This window comes from Brevibacterium pityocampae (genome assembly GCF_039541555.1).
In the GTDB taxonomy this organism is placed as follows: domain Bacteria; phylum Actinomycetota; class Actinomycetes; order Actinomycetales; family Brevibacteriaceae; genus Brevibacterium; species Brevibacterium pityocampae.
In genome coordinates, this window is sequence record NZ_BAABGL010000004.1 from 324896 (window position 1) to 343991 (window position 19096).

Sequence of the window (19096 nt, forward strand, 5' to 3'; positions counted from 1 at the left end):
TACCGGCTATGAGGCTTACGACAGAATCAGCTCCCACCGCCGTCGCCGCCGACCTCGCGGAGTTCGTCACCGAGTCCCCCTCGTCCTTCCACGCCGCCGACGCCGCCCGCCGGCGGCTGACCGCGGCGGGCTTCACCGAGCTCGACGAGCGCGCGGAGTGGGATCTGCGTCCCGGCGGCAGGCACCTGGTGGTCCGCGACGGCGCGATCATCGCCTGGGTGATGCCCGGCGGGGCCGGGGGTGCCGGGGGTTCTGGCGTCGGGGGTGCCGGAGACGCCGCGGGCGCCGGCTCGGCCGAGGTGCCCGGGTTCGCCGTGCTCGGCGCGCACACCGATTCCCCGGCATTCAAGCTCAAGCCCCACACGGACTTCACCGTCGAGGGGAACCTCCAGGTCGGGGTGGAGATCTACGGCGGCCCGCTGCTGAACTCGTGGCTCGACCGCGAGCTGTGCTTCGCCGGCCGGCTCGTCACCGTCGACGGGGCCGAGGTGCTCGCCCGGACCGGGCCGATCGGCCGCATCCCGCAGCTCGCCATCCACCTCGACCGGCAGGTCAACGACAAGCTCGCGCTCGACCGGCAGCGCCACGTCCAGCCGGTCATCGGCCTCGAGGCGCTCACCGGCGGCGCCGGCGAGGGGACAGGCGTGCTCGGCGCGCTCGCCGCCTCGGCCGGGGTCGAGGCCGCCGATGTCGTGGCCTTCGACGTCGTGACGATCCCGGCCCAGGAGCCGGCACGGTTCGGTCTGCACGAGGAGTTCCTCGCCTCCCCGCGCCTCGACAACCTGTCCTCCGTGCACGCCGGGATCAGCGCGCTCGCGCTCGTCGAGCCGGCCGGGCTCGACTCGATCCCGCTCGTCGCGGCCTTCGACCACGAGGAGGTCGGCTCGGAGACCCGCTCGGGGGCGAGCGGACCGTTCCTCGCCGATGTCACCGAGCGGATCATCGCCGGCATCGTCGCCGGGGCTCCGGCCGGCGCCGGGCCGGGTGCCGGGGAGTCCGGTCCGGTGGGCGCCTCGGGTGCGGATGCCGCGGGCGGCAGTGGCATCCGGGAGGCGAGCGCCCCGGGTGCGGGGCGCGTGCGCGAGGCGTACCTGCGCGCGCTCGCCCGCTCGGTGTGCGTGTCGTCCGACGCCGGGCACGCGGTCCATCCGAACTACCCCGAGCGCCACGACCCGGTGAACCGGCCGCGGCTGGGCGGCGGGCCGCTGCTCAAGATCAACGCCCAGCAGCGCTACGCCACGGATGCCGTGGGCACCGCGCGGTGGGCGCGGGCGTGCGCGGCGGCGGGGGTGCACTACCAGGAGTTCGTGTCGAACAACGCGATGCCGTGCGGGTCGACGATCGGTCCGCTCACCGCGACGCGTCTGGGCATGACGACCGTCGACGCCGGGATCGCGCTGTGGAGCATGCACTCCGCGCGCGAGATGTGCGCGGTGTCCGACGTCCACGACCTGTTCCGCGTCGCGCACGCCTTCCTCAGCGGCCGCTGAAAGCCCGCGCGGGGCGGCTCTGCGGTGGGAGCAACGCTGCGCAGGGAGCGGTGCCGCGTGCCCGCCGGGAATGATCCCGGCTGGGACCGGGGCGGCGGAGGGCTGGGAACAGCGACGGGTTCAGCGACGTGACTCCCGCTCCGCCTCCTCCTCGAGTCGGAGCCACTCCGGCTTCCACGCGCGGGGGATCCTGTAACTGAAGCTCCACCCGACGTTCAGCAGGACGACGACGGTGCCGAGGAACACCCAGTGCCAGAGCGGTTCCATGGGAGGCTGCACGGAGGTGAGAACGATTCCGTAGAGCGCGAGGACGGCGATCGCCGCCGCCTGCGGCACGATGGCGGCAGGAAGCCCCCAATAGGGACCCTGGAAATTTCTCCGCCTGGGCCTCACCCGCCGCCACCCCTCATAGAACCCGGAGTACGCGACCCAGGTGAGAATGATCATCGCGGTCGGCAGCCCGAATCCGATGAGGACGAGCAGCCCGATGAAGGCCGAATCGCTCACCGGGAGTCCTTGAGGGCGCACATGACGTCGTTCGCGGTGGGGTTGGCCAGCTGCGCATTGCGGGTGAGGACCACGGGGGTGGCGAGCGCGCCGTCCATGAGCGCGCGGACCTTCGCCGCGGCGGTCTCATCGCGGTCGACGTCGATGAACGCGAACCGCCCGTCGGTGTTGAAACGGCGCATGAGGGCGCGGCTGCGCGGGCAGTCGTCCTGCCACAGGACCACCGCGCGGCCCGGCGCCAGCAGGTCGTCCGACCAGGGCGTGTGCGGCTTCCGGTTGAGGACGAAGAATGCCAGCACGAAGGAGAGGATGCCGAGGACCACGAAGAGCCAGCCCAGGACGCTGCCCGGGTCCGTGGCGAGCCGGATCACACCGGATGCGGTGAAGAGCAGGGCGGCCGCGAGCTGCAGCAGGTTCGTCATGCGCATGGGGACAAGCCTACGGTCACGGCGGTTCGCGGCCGCCTGGGGGTGGCGCGCTCACGCAGATGCGACTGTTCTTTCTGTCGACAAGCGAATTCCCCTGCACACGACCGTCGATGCAGCTGATTCAGACGCCGTGGGGAGAAAGAGCTGCATCGAGCGGCGGGGCGGTCTCAGGGGGCGGGGTCGCCGAGCAGCTCGCGGAGGTCCTCGGGGGCGGAGTCGGGGAGGACCCGGCGGCCGACGACCGCAGTGGGCGTGAACCGGTTCCCGCGGTTGAGCTCGCGGACCCGGGTATCGGCGTCCTCATCAAGATGGATGTTGACCCAGGTGATCCGCTCGTCACCGGCGAGGGCGCGGAGCAGGGTGTGGCAGTGGGGGCAGCCGTCCTTCCAGTAGACGACCGCCGCCGAGGTGTCCTCGAGTTCGGGGGACCACGCCGTGTGCGGCCGAGGGCCGCTCATCCGGATCGCGAAGATCGCCAGTCCGGCCGCACCGGCGAGCAGACCGGCACCGGCGGCCGGCCGGTCGACGAGGAACGCCGCCGTCCCGGCGAGGGCCAGAACGGCGGCGAGGGTCCAGAGGAGCCGACGAGGGATGCGCACGGCACCAGGCTAGCCGGACCCGGCCCGGATCAGCGTCCGGCGGCGAGGATCCGGATGGCCTCGGCGGCGCGCGGCGCCTCGACCTCGACGGTGTACTCGGAGGCCTTGAGCGACTGGACCGAGCGGAAGCTGCGGGCCTTGCCGTTGATCGCGAAGGCGATGAGGCCGAAGATCAGACCCCAGACCGCGCCGAGCGCGATCGTGGAGAGGAGGACGGAGAAGAAGCCGATCCCGGCGACGAAGAGGGCGAAGACGAGCCCGAGCAGCAGTCCGATCCAGGCACCGGAGAGCGCACCGAACCCGGCGGCCTTGCCCCAGGTCATGTTCCCGGTGACGTGCTCGACGGTGGTGAGGTCGTGCCCGACGATCCGCACCGTGCTCACCTCGAAGTCGGAATCCGCGAGGAGATCGACGGCGTTCTGGGCCGGCAGGTAGTCGTGGAAGCGGGCGACGATCTCGCGGGGGACGGGCTGCACGGTCTGCCCGGTCGCAGGCGACTGCGCGAGGTGCGGGGCGGGGTCCTGTCCGGCAGCGGGGTGTCCTGCGGGAGTCCCGGTGTTCTCGGTCATGCTGTCCTTTCGGTCGAGGGCGCGGGCGCGGATGGTCGTCCGATCCGGCTGGGCGAGGCGAGCACCTCGGGGATTCCGATCGCGCACCGTCCGCGCTAGAATGATTTGATCATACCAACCAAATCTCCGGGAAAGCTGAGCACGATGCCCGAGTCCCCCCGCACCGCCGAGGTCCTCGCCTCGCTGCGTCATGCGCTGACCTCGATCGAGCGCTGGGGCAGCCGGCGCGCCACCTGGGAGCGCCTGAGCGGCGGTGCGGCCTCGCTCACCCGCACCGATGTGTGGCTGCTCGAACGCATCGCCGACTGCGGACCGGCCCGGATGTCCGCGCTCGCCCGCTGGCAGTCGGTGGATCGCTCGACGATCACCGCCCAGGTCAACCGCCTCGAGAGCAACGGACTCATCACCCGCGGCCCCGACCCCGCAGACCGGCGCGCCGTCCAGGTGGACCTCACCGCGGACGGGCACGCGGTGATGCGCGAGCACCGGTCGCGCCTCGCAACGACGATGGAGGACCTCACCGCCGCGTGGCCGGCGGCCGATGTCACCGAGTTCGGTCGACTCCTCTCCCGGTTCGCCCGCGCCCTCGACGACGATCTCGCCGACCGGGCCGACTGACACCGGACCCGACCCAGCCCGACGCACCGGTCCCACCCACGCGCACCCGATCCATCAGGTCGCCCTGCCGCCGGACGCACCACCCGCGTCATGACCCGACGTCATTCGATCCCGACCCCCGGAAACCGCTCTTCCCACACCCCTTGGAACCGGCCCGATCCCCGCTAGCATGAGGGCATGGAATCGGTTCGCTCACACCTCAACGAATACGTGACGACGGTGGGGAAGTCGCCGATCAGAGCCCTGTTCGAGCTCTCGTTCGACCCCACCCTCATCAGCTTCGCCGGCGGCAACCCCGCCTCCGAGCTGTTCGACGTCGAAGGACTGACGAAGTCCTTCACCCACATCATGGAGACCGCCGGTCAGCGGGCCCTCCAGTACGCCTCCACCGACGGGGAGCCCGAGATGCGTCAGGCCGCAGCGCTGCGGACCACGCAGATGGGAGTGCCGACGACGGCCGCCCAGGTGCTCATCACCTCGGGCTCGCAGCAGGGGCTCGGCCTGCTGAGCCAGACGCTCGTGAATCCCGGCGACGTCGTGCTCGTCGAGAACCCGTCCTACGTGTCCGCGCTCCAGGCGTTCGGGCTCCAGGGGGCGGAGTTCAAGCCGATCGACACCGACGAGGGCGGGGTCGTGCCCGAGGCGCTCGACGCGGCGATCCGGCAGTGGAAGCCCAAGGCCGTCTACATGATCCCGACGTTCCAGAACCCGACGGGCGTGACGATGCCGGAGTCCCGCCGCCGCGCGATCGCGGACATCATCGCCGCCCAGGACACCTGGCTCATCGAGGACGATCCGTACTCCGAGCTCCGCTACACCGACGAGCAGCAGATCCCGATCAGCGCGGACCCGCGGCTCGACGACCGCGCATTCCTCCTCAACACGCTGTCGAAGGTGCTGTCACCCGGGTTGCGGGTGGGCTGGATCCGGGGGCCGGAGGAGATCCTCGAGCGGATCAGCGTCGCCAAGCAGGCCAATGCCCTGCAGACCTCGACGGTGGACCAGCTCGTCGCCGCACACTACCTCGAGAGCAACGACCTCCAGGCGAAGCTCGACCCGGTGAGGGCGGAGTACGCCCGCCGGCGCGATGCGATGCTCACCGGGCTCCGCGAGGTCCTGCCCCCGGGCTCCGCGCTGACCGAACCGGAGGGCGGCATGTTCGTCTGGGCGCGTCTGCCGGAGGGCTTCGACGCCTCCGCGCTCGTGTACGACGCGATCAAGGCCGGCACGATGTTCGTCCCGGGCGCCCCGTTCTATGTCGCCGACCCGGACCCGCGCACCCTCCGGTTCTCCTTCGTGTCGAACACCCCCGAGGTCACCCATGAGGGGCTCGCCCGCCTGGCGCCGGTGTTCGCCGGTGCCTGAACGGCCCGATCCCGAGCCCGAGGTGCGGGCCGGGTCCCCGGGTCCGAGCGCCGAGGTGCCCGCCGGGGACCCCGACCCGCGCGCGACCTCGGCCGCCGGCGACTGGCTCAACGTGCCGAACGCGATCAGCGTGGTGCGCCTCGTCGTCCTCGTGCCGGTGGTGATCTGGCTCATGAGCATGCCGGAGCACCGGATCGCGGCGACGATCGCGCTCGCGGTGTTCGGTGCCACCGACTGGATCGACGGCTTCTGGGCGCGACGCTTCGGGCAGGTCACGCGGGTCGGTGAGATCCTCGACCCCGTCGCCGACCGGCTGGGCATCACCCTCATCTGTGTGGCGATGACGTGGTTCGGCATCCTGCCGCTGTGGATGCTCGCCGTCATCGTGCTCACCGACGTGTTCCTCGGGATCGTCGGCACCGTCCGCCTCGATGCGACCGCGACCTCGCACGTGAGCTGGCTGGGGAAGGGGCGGACCGCGCTCATCATGACCGGGCTGCCGGTCCTCCTCCTGTCGACCGCGAGCCAGCTGCCGGACACACCGCTCCACCAGGTCGGCACGTTCCTGCTGTCGGCGGGTGTGGTGCTCCACCTCGCGGCCGGCGTCGACTACGCCATCCGCCTCATCCGCACCCCCCGGAGCCGCACAGCTTCCCGAAGCTGACTCACTCCCCGGGGCCGCACACCCGCCCCACATGCGCGGTCTGCCCATCGACCTGCCACATGTGCTCGATCAGCACGTCGACCTGTCACGTGCGCTCGAGAATCCCCGCTGAGATCGAGCCGGAGTGACAGGTCGACGGAAGGGCGCGAGCACACCTGACGGCTCGATGGCTCAGCGCAGCCGCCGCTGACCGTCTCTCACCGGTGCAGTGCCGGCTGCGCGGCCCCGCCCTGCGCCTCGACCGTGAGCTTCTGCACCTGCCCGAAGGGGTTGAGCTCGAGAGCGACCGTGCGGGTTGCATCTGGTCCATGCACCGTCCAGCGCGCCCGGGTGGGGCTCCGCCACACCACATCCGGCACCCCCGCCGAGGCGCCCTCTCCGGCACCGTGCCTGTGCTGGGTCGCCGTGTCCGGCACGGCCGGGGGATCCCCCGCTGCATCGGCGGTGCCTGAGCCGGATCCGGCTGAGTCGGAACCACCCGCCTCCGGACCGCCCACCTCGGCGCCGGCCTCGCCCGTGGCGGCGAGCACGGCGTCGAGGACCGCGCGGCGCTCCGCCCGCGGCACGTCCAGGTCCATGTTCGGGCTGAACAGCGCATCCGCCTCGGCGTCGTCCCAGGCCCGGAGGAGCCGCTCGACCCGCTCCGCGACTCGGCGGGACTCCGCGGCGACCGGCAGCTCGACGCCGAGACGATCGACGAGCGGCTCGCTCGATGGCGCCGGCCGCTCGCCCGTGGGTGCCGCTGCCCGCTGCTCCTCGGCCTCGGCGGTCACCGCCGGCTCGGTGCTCTCCCCCGTCTCGGCACCGGCCTCCGTTGCGGCGGACACTGCTGCTCCCGGCTGCCCGGCAGGGTCGCGGTCGCAGCCGAGTGCGGTGACGCACGCCTCGGCGGCGCCGGTGGCGATCGTGCGGGCCGGGAAGTACGTGATATCGCCGAACACGATGACGGCGGAGCGCGTGGCCGGGTGCCAGCGCATGTGCGAGCCGAAGCCGGGGTACCCGCCGGAGTGGTGGACGAACTCGCCGAACACCGGGTCGGTCGAGGAGTGGAGGCCGCAGCCGTAGGAGTTCGCCGACGGCCCCCCGGCGGACGCATCGATCCCGATGAAGCGCTGCGGCTGCTGGATGTCGCGCAGGGGGCGCGCCCACGGGTCGGCTCCCGCGCCATCGCCCGACTCCTTCGCAGGACCTGCGGCGGTCACGGGCGCGCTCGCATCGAGCAGCCTGCCGATCCAGGCCGCGATGTCCGGCACCGTCGACCACAGTCCGCCGATCGCGGAGAAGGCGCCGGGCCGCGTCGGGACGAGATCCTCGAGGCCGCCGTCCGCAGTCCGTCGGAATCCGGGCACGACCGCCGCCGGAGGGAGCGCGGCGACGTCGAACCCAGACGATTCCAGGCCCAGCGGCCTGAGGATCTCCTCGGCGACGACCTCGGTGTAGGGCCGGCCCGTCACCTCCTCGATGACCCGCCCGAGCAGCGCGTACCCGAGGTTCGAGTACTCGTACCCGGTACCGGCGGCGAACCGCCGCAGCGGCGACCGGGTGACGAGCTCGCTGAATTCTGCTGCGGTCATCGCCTCGAGCCGGTCCGCCCAGGGGTCGTCGGTGGGCAGGCCGCCGGCCATGGTCAGCGCGTCGCGGACGGTGATCGCCCGGATCGGGGCACTCGCCTCCGGCACGAACTCGGCAATCGGATCGTCGAGGTCGAGGCGCCGGTGGGCGGGGATCGCCCCGTACCGGATCCCCAGCACCGCGGCCGCGGTGAAGGACTTCGTCATCGAGGCGATGCGGAACGCCCGGTCGAGGTTCTCCCCGTCGACCAGCCGGCCGTCGAGCACGAGCCCCCAGGCAACCTCGGGCGCCGGATGCGCGGCGAACGCCTCGGCGAGGTGGGCGCGCACGGCGGCCCGCGCCCGCGCCTCGGCACCTGCTCCCGCGCCGGCCAGCGGACCGTCACCGGGCACGGCGCCGGCCGCCTCGGCTGCGGTCAGGCCCTCCCCCGCGTTCACTCCGACTCCCGTCGCTGCGCCTCGACCTCGTGGCGGTGGAGGTGCTCGTAGGAGTCGCCGAGCAGCGCGCGGAGCGCCTCGGTGCGCGGCTTGGCGCGGGACACGGCGTAGAGGACGATGCCGAGCACCATCCACACGCCGAGGATGATGTACTCCGCCGGCCACACGAGCGAGGCGCCGGTACCGGGCACGATCGCCCAGACGATGACGAGCAGCGCGCCGATCGCGCCGACCGCGGGCAGGAACCACAGGCGCGACACGTAGGGGCGCTCGAGCTCGGGATAGCGGCGCGGCAGGAGGTACTTCGCGATCACGACCATGCACCACACGATGCCGAGGTACACGCCGCCGGTGTCGAGGAACCACACGACCGCGCCCGGGCCCAGCCAGCCGAGGCCCAGGGTGACGGCGGCGGTGAAGATCAGGCTGATGTGCGGGATGCGGCGCTTCGGGTGGATCGCGGCGAGCTGCGCGGGCAGGAGGTTCGCCCGGCCCATCGCGACGAGGATCCGCGAGCTCGCGACGAACAGGCCGAGGAAGCTCGTGAGCAGGCCGAGGAAGGCGATGAGGTACGCGCCGATCCCGAGCAGCGGGAAGCCGGCGGCGTCGAAGGCGGAGACCGTGCCGAGGTCCATAGCGGCGATCTCCTCCCATGGGTGCACCCAGGCGGTGGCGGCGAGCACGAGGCAGTAGAAGCCGCCGGCGCCGAGCACGGTGATGACGACCGTGCGGCCGATCTTTCGGGCGGAGATCCGGGCGTCCTCGGCGAGCACCGCGACGAGGCCGAAGCCGGCGAGGAAGGTCATGCTCGGGACCACGAAGCGCAGCGTGTCGGCGATCGCCGAGTTCTCCGGGTGGTAGGCGGGGAAGAAGTTGTCCGGCGAGCCGGTGGTGAAGCCGACGACGACGAGCGCGGCGCCGATGACGATGATCGCGACGAACAGCGCGAGCTGCACCTGCGCCCCGACCTCGATGCCGAACCAGTTGAGCGCGAAGAACAGCACGGTGAGCACGACGCCGACGAGGAGGACGGGGAGGTACACCGTCTCCCCGTTGATCGTGTAGAGCGGGATCGTGTTGAACACGGGGAAGAAGTTGCCGAGCAGGTACCCGAACGCGGTGACGTAGAACGCGAGCGAGGACACGTAGGCGCCGAGCAGCATCCAGCCGGTGAAGAACGCCGGCCCGCGGCCCATCGAGGTGTAGGAGTAGACGACCTCGCCGCCGGCGCGCGGGAACGCGGTCGTGAGCTCCGAGTAGGCGAGCGCCACGCAGGTCGCGAGCAGGACGCCGATCGCCAGGCCGAACACCACGCCGCCGGAGCCGTAGGAGTCGAACAGCGTCGAGTTCGTGTAGATCCAGCTCGACCCCACCACTCCGGCGACCCCGAAGGCGAGGAGCTGGAACACTCCCAGGGACTTCTTCAACTCGGCCACGTGCGTTCTCCTCGCTCTGCGGTCGGCCCGCGCACCGCACCCGAGGCGCCCCGCGGCGCCGGTGCCCGCGCCGGCTCGACCTGTCTCACCAGGACGATCGTCCTGCTCAGGTCTCGATCTTCAAAGGCTTGCCCAACATACCTTTGAGTGACCCGGAGCACAAGCCCCGGGGTGAAGCATAGACTTCTGCGCATGACTGCTGTTGCGTGCTACCAGGCCACCGCCCCCGACCAGCCCCTGACCAAGGGCACCCTCGACCGGCGCGAGCTGCGGGCCGACGACGTGATGATCGAGATCGAGTTCGCCGGAATCTGCCACTCCGACATCCACACGGTGCGGGACGAGTGGGGCGGGTGCCGCTACCCGATGACGCCCGGCCACGAGATCGTCGGCCGGATCTCCGAGCTCGGCTCCGCGGTCACCGACTTCGCGCTCGGCGACCGGGTGGGTGTGGGCTGCCTCGTCGACTCCTGCGGCGAGTGCGCGCAGTGCGCGGCGGGCAACGAGCACTACTGCGAGACCGGCTCCGTGGGCACGTACAACAGCACCGACCGGGTCGACGGCTCGGTGACGCAGGGCGGCTATGCCACCCACATCCCCGTCAGTCGCCGCTTCCTCATCCGCATCCCCGAGTCCCTCGACCCGGCCGCGGCGACCCCGCTGCTGTGCGCCGGCATCACCACCTACTCGCCGCTGCGCAAGTGGCAGGCCGGGCCCGGCTCGCACGTCGCCGTCGTCGGCCTCGGCGGGCTCGGGCACGTCGCGGTCAAGCTCGCCGCGGCGATGGGCGCCCGGGTGACGGTGTTCTCGCACTCACTGGCGAAGGAGGACGACGGCCGCCGGTTCGGTGCAGCGGACTACGTCTCCACCGCCGAGGACGGCTTCCACCGCGCCCACCGGGGCGAGTTCGACCTCATCCTCAACACCGTCTCCGTCCCGCTCGACACCGACACCTACCTCAAGATGCTCCGCCCCGAGGGCGCCTTCGTCCTCCTCGGCCTGCCGCCGGCGCCCCTGTCGGTGCAGCCGGGACTGCTCATCGGCGGTCGGCACACGGTCGCCGGCTCGAACATCGGCGGCATCCGCGAGACGCAGGAGATGATCGACTTCTGCGCCGAGCACGGGATCACCGCGGAGATCGAGCTCATCGACGCGGACGCCATCAACGACGCCTACGACCGGGTGGTCGATTCCGCCGTGCGCTACCGGTTCGTCATCGACGCCAAGACCTTCTGAGCCGCTGACGAGGAGAGCGACGGAGCGCGACCGCGCACGCCGAGGCGCCGGAGCACGCTCGGCTGCTCATCCGCGCTCCGCAGCCCCCGCGGTCTCCCGGCGTGAGGCATCGTCCTGCTCGGCGGTCGGCGCGAGGTTCTGCGGATCGAGCTCGGTCCGGCGCAGCAGCTGCGCGTTGAGGGCGACGATGATCGTCGAGAGCGACATGAGGATCGCACCGACGGCCGGGGAGAGCACGAAGCCGAGGGGCGCGAGGACACCGGCGGCGAGCGGGACGGCGAGCACGTTGTAGCCGGCGGCCCACACGAGGTTCTGCATCATCTTCCGGTAGCTCGCGCGGGACAGATCGATCATCGAGAGCACGGCCCGCGGGTCGTTGCCCGCGAGCACCACGCCCGCGGACTCCATCGCGACGTCGGTTCCGGCACCGATCGCGATCCCGACGTCGGCGCGGGCGAGCGCCGGCGCATCATTGACCCCGTCGCCGACCATGGCGACGGACCGCCCCCGGCCCTGGAGATCCGCCACTGCGGAATCCTTGTCGTGCGGGAGGACGTCGGCGAACACCTCGTCGATGCCGAGTTCCCGGCCGACGGCCTCGGCGACCTGTCGGGCGTCGCCGGTGATGAGCGCGACCTGGACCCCACGGTCCCGGAGCGCCTTCACCGCGGCCTGCGATTCGGGCCGGACGGCGTCCTCGAGGGCGACGGCGCCGATGACGCGGTCGTCGGCGATGACGTGGACGATGCTCGCTCCGCGCCCGGTCCACTCCTCGATCCGGTCGGCGAGCTCCGACGGCGACTCGAGTGACATCTCCTCGAGCAGGTTCGGTCCCCCGACCGCGACCTCGGTCCCGTCGACCTGGGCACGGACCCCGCGCCCTGCAGCCGACGAGAAGTCGCTCCCGGTCAGCGGGAGCCCGGCGGCATCGTCGTATTCGGCGGCCGCGGCGGTGATGGCGCGGGCGACCGGGTGCTCGCTGCGCGCCTCGGCCGCGGCGGCCAGGGCGAGGACCCGCCCGTCGTCGAGGCCGTCGACGGAGGCGACCGCCGCCACGGTGTGCGCACCCCGGGTCAGGGTGCCGGTCTTGTCGAACAGCACGGTGTCGATCGACCGCATCCGCTCGAGGGCGATCCGGTCCTTGATGAGCACCCCGGCGCTCGCGGCGCGCTCGGTCGAGATCGCGATGACGAGCGGGATGGCGAGGCCGAGGGCGTGCGGGCAGGCGATGACGAGCACGGTGACCGTGCGGACGACCGCCTCGTCCGGGAAGCCGATGAGCAGCCAGACGAGGAAGGTGATGATCCCGGCGCCGAGCGCGAACCAGAACAGCAGCGCGGCCGCCCGGTCGGCGAGCGCCTGGGCGCGGGAGGAGGAGTCCTGCGCCTCGGAGACGAGCCGCTGGATCCCGGCGAGCGCGGTGTCGTCCCCGGTCGCCTCGACTTCGATGCGCACGGAGTCGTCGACCGCGACGGTGCCGGCGACGACGGTGTCCCCCGCGGCGCGCGGCACGGTCCTGGATTCTCCGGTGATCATCGATTCATCGAACTCGGCATGGCCGTCGACGATCCGGCCGTCGGCCGGGACGCGCCCACCGGAGCGCACGAGGACAATGTCACCGGCGGCGAGCTCGGCGACGGACACGGTGACGGTCCCGCCGTCGACGACCTTCTCGGCGTCGTCGGGCAGGAGCTCGGCGAGCGCATCGAGTGCGCCCGATGCCGCCCCGAGTGCCCGCATCTCCATCCAGTGGCCGAGCAGCATGATGACGACGAGCAGGGCGAGCTCCCACCAGAAGTCGAGCTGGAAGCCGCCGACCCCGAGGCTGGTGATCCACGAGGCGACGAAGGCGACGGTGATCGCCATCGCGATGAGGAGCATCATCCCGGGCCTGCGGGACCGGAGCTCGGAGATCCCGCCGGTCAGGAAGGGCATCCCGCCGTAGAGGTAGATCACCGTGCCGAGCACCGGGGCGACCCAGTGGGCGCCGGGGAACTCGGGCACGGACAGGCCGAAGAACCCGACGAACATCGGGCTGAAGGCCATGACGGGGAGAGCCAGCACCAGGCTCAGCCAGAACCGGCTCCTGAACATGGCGGCGTGATCCCCGTGTCCACCGCCGTGGCCCGAGTGGCCGCCGTGGTCGGAGTGGCCGCTGTGACCGGGCTGGCCGTGGCCGGAATGGCCGCGACTGGGATGGCCGTGACGGTCGGAATGCTCCTCGTGCGCGGCGTGGGCGTCCTGGTGACGGGCGTCCGAAGAACTCATGTGAACTCCTCGATCGTGTCGGGTGACTTCGCCCTTCGATCTTATACCCCCTAGGGGTATTGTGAACAGGGGGCTCCACAGTTCCGTCGGTCACGGTGCGCGCCCCGCGCCTGCAACAATCGGGGTGGAGCCGGAGAACGCATCCGCTCGCCACCCACCGCCGCAGAGGAGCACACCGACGTGCCGAACCCCGCCCTTTCCGAACCGATCCGCACCACCGACTACCACACGGCCGGGGAGCCGTTCCGGATCGTCACGGAGACCCCGCCCCTCTCCGCCCCCACCGTCGCGGACAAGCGGCTCGAGGCGATGGCGGACCCCGCGGTCGACGGGCTGCGCCGGCTGCTGTGCTCGGAGCCGCGCGGCCACGCCGACATGTACGGCGGCTTCATCACCGCACCCGATGACCCGGGCGCGCACTTCGGCGTGCTGTTCTGGCACGCGGACGGGTTCTCGACCGCTTGCGGGCACGGGACGATCGCGCTCGGGACCTGGGCGGTGGAGACCGGCCGGGTGCCCGTGGGAGCGGGCGGCACCACCGACGTCGTCATCGATGTCCCGTCCGGCCGGGTCACCGCCCGGGTGAGCACCGATGCCGAGGGGCGGGTCGCCTCGGCGGCGTTCGTCAACGTGCCGAGCGTCCACCTCCACTCCGGCGTCGAAGTGCACACGGGTGCCGGCACGGTGCCGGTGTCGATCAGCAGCAGCGGCGCGCTCTATGCGAGCGTCGACGCGACCGCGTTCGGGCTCCTTGTGGTCCCCGAGAACCTGCCCGAGTCCATCGCACTCGGCCGGGAGATCAAGGCCGCGCTCGACGGCACGGAGCTCGCTCAGCACCCGGAGGACGCGCGGCTCAGCGGCATCTACGGGGTGATCTTCGTCGAGCACCTGGGGTTCGAAGACGACGGCAGCCCGGTGCAGCGCAACGTCACGGTGTTCGCCGACGGCCAGGTGGACCGCTCGCCGTGCGGCTCGGGGACCGCGGCACGGATGGCGACCCTCGCCGCCGAGGGCGTGCTCCGCCCAGGCACCCGGCTCGTCCACGAATCGATCGTCGGCACGCGGTTCGTCGGCCGCATCCTCGAGCAGACGCACGCGCACGGGCTCCCGGCGATCGTGCCCGAGGTCACCGGCAGCGCCCACCGGACCGGGGAGCACACCTTCACCGTCGACCCCGCCGACCCCCTGGTCCCCGGCTTCACCCTCCGCTGAGGCCGGTGCCGGGGACGAGCCGGAGGGATAGTGCCGCGGCCCGCACCTCGGCCCCGGCTATCCGGGGCGTTCCGGCGCCACCCCAGTGCGGTTCCTCGGTTCCGGGTGCACTGCAGTGCGGATACTCACCGGTATCCGCACTGCAGTGACCCGGGAAGACCCCGATTCCGGGCTCGATCGGCCGCGCTGCGCTCAGTGTGCCCGTTCCTCAGCAGCGAAGGCCCGCACGCCGTGCCGCTGGGCGTGGAGGGCGGCGAGCCCGGTGCCGAGGAGCGCGAGCCCGCTGGCGATGACGGTGACGAGGACGTACCCGAGGCTGCCGGCGAGCCAGGTCATGAGCGCCCCGGACACATAGCTGAAGAGGATCGCGGTCGAGGCGAGCAGGGTGAAGTCGACGCCGGCGGATTCGACCCGCGAGTAGTCCATGTTCACCGTGTACACGACGGTCGATGCCGCCGCCATCGCCGCGACGTACAGGCACACCCCGGCGACCACGGCCAGCCGGGAACCGTCCCCGCCCATGAGCGGCAGCAGGCCGAGGGTCGCAGCGGCGGCGGCGATTCCGGTGGCGAGGATCATGGTGCGGCGGCCGAACCGGGCGAGGAGCCACCCGCTGCCGAGCGAGGCGGCGATCGCGGGGAAGCCGAGCACGATCCCCATGAGCACGCCGATCGCGGTGAGTGACCAGCCGGCGTCGACGAGCGCGACGGTGAGCAGGCCGTAGGCCGCGGTCACCCCACAGAGGAAGGCGGGCATCGCCGCGAGCGCCCAGAAGCGGCAGCCCGACTGGGCGAAGAGCGAGCGCATCGCCCGCACGGAGGCGCGCAGACCGTGGGCGGCGCCGGCGAACCCGGCCGGTGCCCCGGCGGAGTGCGGGTGGGAGCTCGCCGAACGGGGCAGGACCCCGGCCCCCCGCGGCAGAGGCTCCGCGAACCGGAGCACGAGGACGAGCGGGAGGAGGGTGAGCACGGTGAGCGTGACGACCGCGGCCGTCCAGCCGATCGCGTCGTACATGACGACGACGAGCCCGCCGCCGAGGATGTTGCCGAGCCACGACCCCGCCCCGGCGAGTCCGTTGGCGACCCCGCGGTGGCGGGCGTCGACGATCCGCACGGCGAGGGCGTCTGCGGCGATGTCCTGGGTGGCGCTGAGGAATGCGTAGGCGCCGATGATGAGTCCGAGCGCCCCGAGCTGCGTGGCGGGCTCGCGGATGAGGAGCAGTGCGAGGACGCTGAGCGCGAGCAGCGGCTGGACGACGAGGATCCAGTTCCGGTAGTGCCCCGTGCGGGTGCGTCCGACAGCGTCGACGAGCGGCGCCCAGAGGAACTTGAGCGCCCACACCGCGCCGATGAGCTGGAACGCGGCGAGCTGCGCGAGCTCGATCCCCTGCCGCCGCAGGATCGCGACGAGGCCGAAGTAGATGAATCCGACACCGACGTACTGGGCGGTGTAGAGGCTACCGAGGAGCGGGACGCTCGTGCGCAGCGGCGGGATGGGGAGGCCGCCGGCCGCGGTCGGCGCGGCGGACGGGGCATGCATGGTCATGCGATAAGGCTAACCTCATTTGAGCATGTTCGTGTAACCTAATTTCCGGAAACCCGATCCCGGGTGCCGCCGAACACAGAGGAGCCCGCCGCGATGACACCCCCGCCGAGGACCGTGAGCTCGACGCTCCTGTCTGCAGCGACCGCGGTCTACGGCCGCTTCATGGCGATCGCCCCGCCGCGCGAGGAGTACGTCCTCCACCGGCTCACCGTCACGGCGAACGTCGAGGTCGCCCCGCGCGTCCGACGGATCACCCTGGCCGCGGAGTCGCTGCGCACCTTCGTCCCCGTCGGACCCGACGAGTACTTCGCACTCATCCTGCCGCGCCCCGGGGTCGCGCTCGCGCTGCCGGCTCCCGAGGTCCTCCAGGTCGCCCGCGCAGTCCGCGACCTCCCGGAAGACATCCGACCCGACGTCCGCTGCTACACCGTGCGGCGGCACCGGCCGGGGCGCGGGGAGATCGACGTCGACGTCGTCACGCACGGGGACGCAGGCCCGGGGTCGGCCTGGGCACTGCGGGCGCGTCCCGGGGACGAGGTCGGTCTCAAGGAGGGCTCGGCGGGGTACCGCCGTCCCGCCGAGGGTCCCCAGCTGCTCGCCGCGGACGAGACCGCGCTGCCGGCGCTGGCCCACATCGCCGAGGAGCTGGCCGGCACACCCGACGCCGCGCGGGTCCGCGCCTTCGTCGAGGTCGACAGCATGGACTCCGTCGCCGACCGGCCGGAGTCGATCGACATCACCTGGGTGGTGCGCGGGTCCGCACGACCCGGCGATCTGCTCGCGGGGGCCATCTCCGAAGCGCTCGCGACGGGAGCGGACCACGGCACGGAGCCGGGTGCAAGATCAGGTGAGGGCAGCACGGCGGGCGCCCCGGACTTCACGAGCGCGTGGCTGTGCGGTGAGGGCGGCGGGGTCGCGCGGATCCGCAGGCTGCTGCTCACGCGCACGGCGCTCACCCGCCGCTCGGTGTTCTCCAAGGGCTACTGGCAGGCCGGCCGGCCCACCGAGTGATGCCGGCCCGCACCTCGACCCCGGCTATCCCAGCCGTTCCGGCGCCACTTCAGTGCGGTTCGTCGGTTCCGGGTGCACTGCAGTGCGGATACTCACCGGTATCCGCACTGCAGTGCACCGGGAGCGGCCAGGCGCCCCCCGCTCAGCACTCGACGACGTTGACGGCGAGCCCGCCGAGCGCGGTCTCCTTGTACTTGTCGCTCATGTCCGCCCCGGTCGCTCGCATCGTCGCGATGACCTCGTCGAGCGACACCCGGTGCTCGCCATCGCCCCACAGCGCCATCTTCGCGGCGTTGATCGCCTTGCCCGAGGCGATCGCATTGCGCTCGATGCACGGCACCTGGACGAGCCCGGCGATCGGGTCGCAGGTCAGGCCGAGGTTGTGCTCCATCGCGATCTCCGCGGCGTTCTCCACCTGCTGCACCGAGCAGCCGAGCACCTCGGCGAGACCGCCGGCGGCCATCGACGAGGCGGATCCGACCTCACCCTGGCAGCCGACCTCGGCCCCGGAGATCGAGGCGCGCTCCTTGTAGAGCACGCCGATCGCACCGGCGGTGAGGAGGAAGCGGACGATCGCGTCGGCGCGCGCCGCCTGTCCGCCCTCGACAACCTCGGTGACGTAGTTGAGCGCGTAGTAGAGGACGGCGGGGATGATCCCGGCCGCCCCGTTCGTCGGCGCGGTGACCACGCGCCCGCCCGAGGCGTTCTCCTCGTTGACCGCGAGCGCGATGAGGTTGACCCACTCCTGGTAGTACTTGGGGTCCTTGCCCGGGTCCTCGGCCTTAAGCCGGAGGAACCAGTCGTGGGCACGGCGGCGCACCTTGAGCCCGCCGGGCAGGTAGCCGGAGCGGTCGAGCGAGTTCATCGTGCACTGGTCCATCACCGAGTAGATGTGGAGCAGCCCGCGCCGGATCTCGTCCTCGTCCCGGCTCACCTTCTCGTTGGCGAGCATGACCTCCCAGATCCGCAGGTCCTCGCGGCGGCAGATCTCGAGGAGCTCCGCGGCGGTCTCGAACGGGAACGGCACGCCTCCTGCCTCACCGGATCCCGCCTCACCGGATCCCGCCTCACCGGATCCCGCGGCCGAGGTACCCGCCGGGCTCGTGCCATCGGCCGGCTGGGCCATGGCGGACGGATCGGAAGCGCTGTCCCCGCCCCGAGCATCGGCTCCGGCCCCGGCCTCGCCACCCGCCGCGAGCGCGGCGTCCTCGGTGGCGGACACGACGAAGCCGCCGCCCACGGAGTAGTAGGTCTCGTGGGCGATCTCCTCGCCGCCGGCGTCGAGCGCGCGGAGCTCGAGCGCATTGGGATGGCGCTCGAGGATCGTCAGCGGGCGCTGCCGCAGGTCGTCGATCCCGAAGGCGATCTCCTTCGCATCGGCCAGCCGGATGCACCCGGTGCTGCGCATCCTCTCGGTGCGCTCGACGATCTCATCGGGCTCGACGAGATCCGACTGCACCCCTTCGAGGCCGAGCAGGATCGCGTCGAAGGTGCCGTGGCCGCGGCCGGTCGCGGCGAGCGAGCCGAAGACGTCGACCTCGAGGGAGGCCACCTCATCGACCCGCTCGCCGATGAGCTCGGCGAAGCTCGCGGCCGCCCGCATCGGCCCCACGGTGTGGGAGCTCGACGGGCCGATGCCGACGGTGAAGAGGTCGAAGACGCTGATCGCCATGGGACGGCCCCGGATCAGGTGGTGGCTTCGGCGTAGGCGGCGGCGTCCATGAGCTCGCCGGCCGCGGACACGGCCACCTCGAACAGCCAGCCCTCGCCATAGGGGTCGGAGTTGATGATGCCGGGGTCGTCGGAGGCGGCCTCGTTGACCGCGACGACCTCACCGGTCACCGGCGAGTAGAGGTCGGAGACCGACTTCGTCGACTCGACCTCGCCGCAGGTCTCACCGGCGGTGATCGTGTCGCCCACGGCGGGCAGGTCGACGAACACGATCTCGCCGAGCTCGTCGGCGGCGACGGCGGTGATGCCGACCTTGACGGTGGAGCCGGTGACGGCGCCGGCGCTCGCGTTCACCCACTCGTGCTCGGCGGAGTAGGAGAAGTCCTGCGGGAGCTCGGGCAGATCTGCCATGGTGTGTCCTTTCGTGGATGCCGAGGCGGCCTCGGCGGTGCGATTGCGATGGGTGCG

17 protein-coding genes are annotated in these 19096 nt (G+C 71.9%); 7 read left to right on the forward strand and 10 right to left on the reverse strand.

The window, feature by feature from the left end; all coding sequences use genetic code 11:
• Positions 1–8 precede the first annotated feature (8 nt).
• On the forward strand, positions 9–1490 hold the full coding sequence (locus ABD883_RS05630; protein ID WP_295691079.1) for a M18 family aminopeptidase: 1482 nt from the start codon (positions 9–11) through the stop codon (positions 1488–1490).
• Between the two features lie 120 nt (positions 1491–1610).
• Here the strand turns inward: ABD883_RS05630 and ABD883_RS05635 are convergent, their stop codons facing one another.
• From ABD883_RS05635 to ABD883_RS05650, 4 genes are all read right to left on the reverse strand, one after another.
• Positions 1611–1997 carry a hypothetical protein gene (locus tag ABD883_RS05635; RefSeq protein ID WP_295691076.1) on the reverse strand — a complete coding sequence of 129 codons (387 nt, stop codon included), beginning with the start codon at positions 1995–1997 and terminating at the stop codon, positions 1611–1613.
• On the reverse strand, positions 1994–2425 hold the full coding sequence (locus ABD883_RS05640; RefSeq protein WP_295691073.1) for a hypothetical protein: 432 nt from the start codon (positions 2423–2425) through the stop codon (positions 1994–1996). The genes ABD883_RS05635 and ABD883_RS05640 overlap by 4 nt, the downstream gene beginning before the upstream one ends.
• Before the next feature lie 167 nt (positions 2426–2592).
• On the reverse strand, positions 2593–3024 hold the full coding sequence (locus tag ABD883_RS05645) for a glutaredoxin family protein (protein ID WP_345030578.1): 432 nt from the start codon (positions 3022–3024) through the stop codon (positions 2593–2595).
• A gap of 29 nt (positions 3025–3053) precedes the next feature.
• On the reverse strand, positions 3054–3593 hold the full coding sequence (locus ABD883_RS05650; RefSeq protein WP_247618420.1) for a general stress protein: 540 nt from the start codon (positions 3591–3593) through the stop codon (positions 3054–3056).
• 144 nt (positions 3594–3737) lie between these two features.
• Here ABD883_RS05650 and ABD883_RS05655 point away from each other — a divergent pair, with 144 nt between their 5' ends.
• The 3 genes from ABD883_RS05655 (at position 3738) to ABD883_RS05665 (ending at position 6240) form a co-directional block, all read left to right on the forward strand.
• On the forward strand, positions 3738–4211 hold the full coding sequence (locus tag ABD883_RS05655) for a MarR family winged helix-turn-helix transcriptional regulator (RefSeq protein WP_295689871.1): 474 nt from the start codon (positions 3738–3740) through the stop codon (positions 4209–4211).
• Between the two features lie 177 nt (positions 4212–4388).
• The gene (locus ABD883_RS05660; RefSeq protein ID WP_295689869.1) at positions 4389–5576 is read left to right on the forward strand and encodes an aminotransferase-like domain-containing protein; all 1188 of its coding nucleotides are present in this window, start codon (positions 4389–4391) and stop codon (positions 5574–5576) included.
• Positions 5569–6240: a CDP-alcohol phosphatidyltransferase family protein gene (locus ABD883_RS05665; RefSeq protein WP_175406821.1), complete on the forward strand. Its 672-nt coding sequence runs from the start codon at positions 5569–5571 to the stop codon at positions 6238–6240. Before ABD883_RS05660 ends, ABD883_RS05665 begins: the two co-directional genes overlap by 8 nt.
• A 197-nt stretch (positions 6241–6437) precedes the next feature.
• On the opposite strand, the gene ABD883_RS05670 is transcribed toward ABD883_RS05665, so the two are convergent.
• Together ABD883_RS05670 and ABD883_RS05675 are read right to left on the reverse strand one after the other, a co-directional pair.
• Positions 6438–8249, reverse strand: a complete 1812-nt coding sequence (locus ABD883_RS05670; protein WP_295689867.1) for a serine hydrolase domain-containing protein — start codon at positions 8247–8249, stop codon at positions 6438–6440.
• A complete protein-coding gene (locus ABD883_RS05675) occupies positions 8246–9685 on the reverse strand; it encodes an APC family permease (RefSeq protein WP_137318331.1) in 1440 nt (479 codons plus the stop codon). Before ABD883_RS05675 ends, ABD883_RS05670 begins: the two co-directional genes overlap by 4 nt.
• A 192-nt stretch (positions 9686–9877) precedes the next feature.
• Between ABD883_RS05675 and ABD883_RS05680 the strand changes: the two genes are divergently transcribed.
• The gene (locus tag ABD883_RS05680; protein WP_295689863.1) at positions 9878–10921 is read left to right on the forward strand and encodes an NAD(P)-dependent alcohol dehydrogenase; all 1044 of its coding nucleotides are present in this window, start codon (positions 9878–9880) and stop codon (positions 10919–10921) included.
• Between the two features lie 66 nt (positions 10922–10987).
• Here ABD883_RS05680 and ABD883_RS05685 read toward each other — a convergent pair whose 3' ends face one another.
• On the reverse strand, positions 10988–13189 hold the full coding sequence (locus ABD883_RS05685) for a heavy metal translocating P-type ATPase (RefSeq protein ID WP_295689861.1): 2202 nt from the start codon (positions 13187–13189) through the stop codon (positions 10988–10990).
• Positions 13190–13369: 180 nt separating this feature from the next.
• Between ABD883_RS05685 and ABD883_RS05690 the strand changes: the two genes are divergently transcribed.
• On the forward strand, positions 13370–14401 hold the full coding sequence (locus tag ABD883_RS05690; protein WP_295689860.1) for a proline racemase family protein: 1032 nt from the start codon (positions 13370–13372) through the stop codon (positions 14399–14401).
• 192 nt (positions 14402–14593) lie between these two features.
• Here ABD883_RS05690 and ABD883_RS05695 read toward each other — a convergent pair whose 3' ends face one another.
• The gene (locus ABD883_RS05695) at positions 14594–15946 is read right to left on the reverse strand and encodes an MFS transporter (RefSeq protein ID WP_247618415.1); all 1353 of its coding nucleotides are present in this window, start codon (positions 15944–15946) and stop codon (positions 14594–14596) included.
• 93 nt (positions 15947–16039) lie between these two features.
• Here ABD883_RS05695 and ABD883_RS05700 point away from each other — a divergent pair, with 93 nt between their 5' ends.
• Positions 16040–16957, forward strand: a complete 918-nt coding sequence (locus tag ABD883_RS05700; protein WP_247618414.1) for a siderophore-interacting protein — start codon at positions 16040–16042, stop codon at positions 16955–16957.
• Between the two features lie 142 nt (positions 16958–17099).
• Here ABD883_RS05700 and ABD883_RS05705 read toward each other — a convergent pair whose 3' ends face one another.
• Positions 17100–18629, reverse strand: a complete 1530-nt coding sequence (locus ABD883_RS05705) for an L-serine ammonia-lyase (protein WP_265808995.1) — start codon at positions 18627–18629, stop codon at positions 17100–17102.
• Between the two features lie 14 nt (positions 18630–18643).
• A complete protein-coding gene (gene gcvH, locus ABD883_RS05710) occupies positions 18644–19030 on the reverse strand; it encodes a glycine cleavage system protein GcvH (RefSeq protein WP_265809063.1) in 387 nt (128 codons plus the stop codon).
• Between the last annotated feature and the right edge of the window lie 66 nt (positions 19031–19096).

What these genes read in the sequence shown, in the direction of transcription:
- ABD883_RS05630 (WP_295691079.1), top strand. Translation starts at nt 9, where the DNA reads ATGAGGCTTACGACAGAATCAGCTCCCACCGCCGTCGCCGCCGACCTC.
- ABD883_RS05640 (WP_295691073.1), bottom strand. Translation starts at nt 2,425, where the DNA reads ATGCGCATGACGAACCTGCTGCAGCTCGCGGCCGCCCTGCTCTTCACC.
- ABD883_RS05650 (WP_247618420.1), bottom strand. Translation starts at nt 3,593, where the DNA reads ATGACCGAGAACACCGGGACTCCCGCAGGACACCCCGCTGCCGGACAG.
- ABD883_RS05655 (WP_295689871.1), top strand. Translation starts at nt 3,738, where the DNA reads ATGCCCGAGTCCCCCCGCACCGCCGAGGTCCTCGCCTCGCTGCGTCAT.
- ABD883_RS05660 (WP_295689869.1), top strand. Translation starts at nt 4,389, where the DNA reads ATGGAATCGGTTCGCTCACACCTCAACGAATACGTGACGACGGTGGGG.
- ABD883_RS05680 (WP_295689863.1), top strand. Translation starts at nt 9,878, where the DNA reads ATGACTGCTGTTGCGTGCTACCAGGCCACCGCCCCCGACCAGCCCCTG.
- ABD883_RS05685 (WP_295689861.1), bottom strand. Translation starts at nt 13,189, where the DNA reads ATGAGTTCTTCGGACGCCCGTCACCAGGACGCCCACGCCGCGCACGAG.
- ABD883_RS05695 (WP_247618415.1), bottom strand. Translation starts at nt 15,946, where the DNA reads ATGACCATGCATGCCCCGTCCGCCGCGCCGACCGCGGCCGGCGGCCTC.
- ABD883_RS05700 (WP_247618414.1), top strand. Translation starts at nt 16,040, where the DNA reads ATGACACCCCCGCCGAGGACCGTGAGCTCGACGCTCCTGTCTGCAGCG.
- ABD883_RS05705 (WP_265808995.1), bottom strand. Translation starts at nt 18,629, where the DNA reads ATGGCGATCAGCGTCTTCGACCTCTTCACCGTCGGCATCGGCCCGTCG.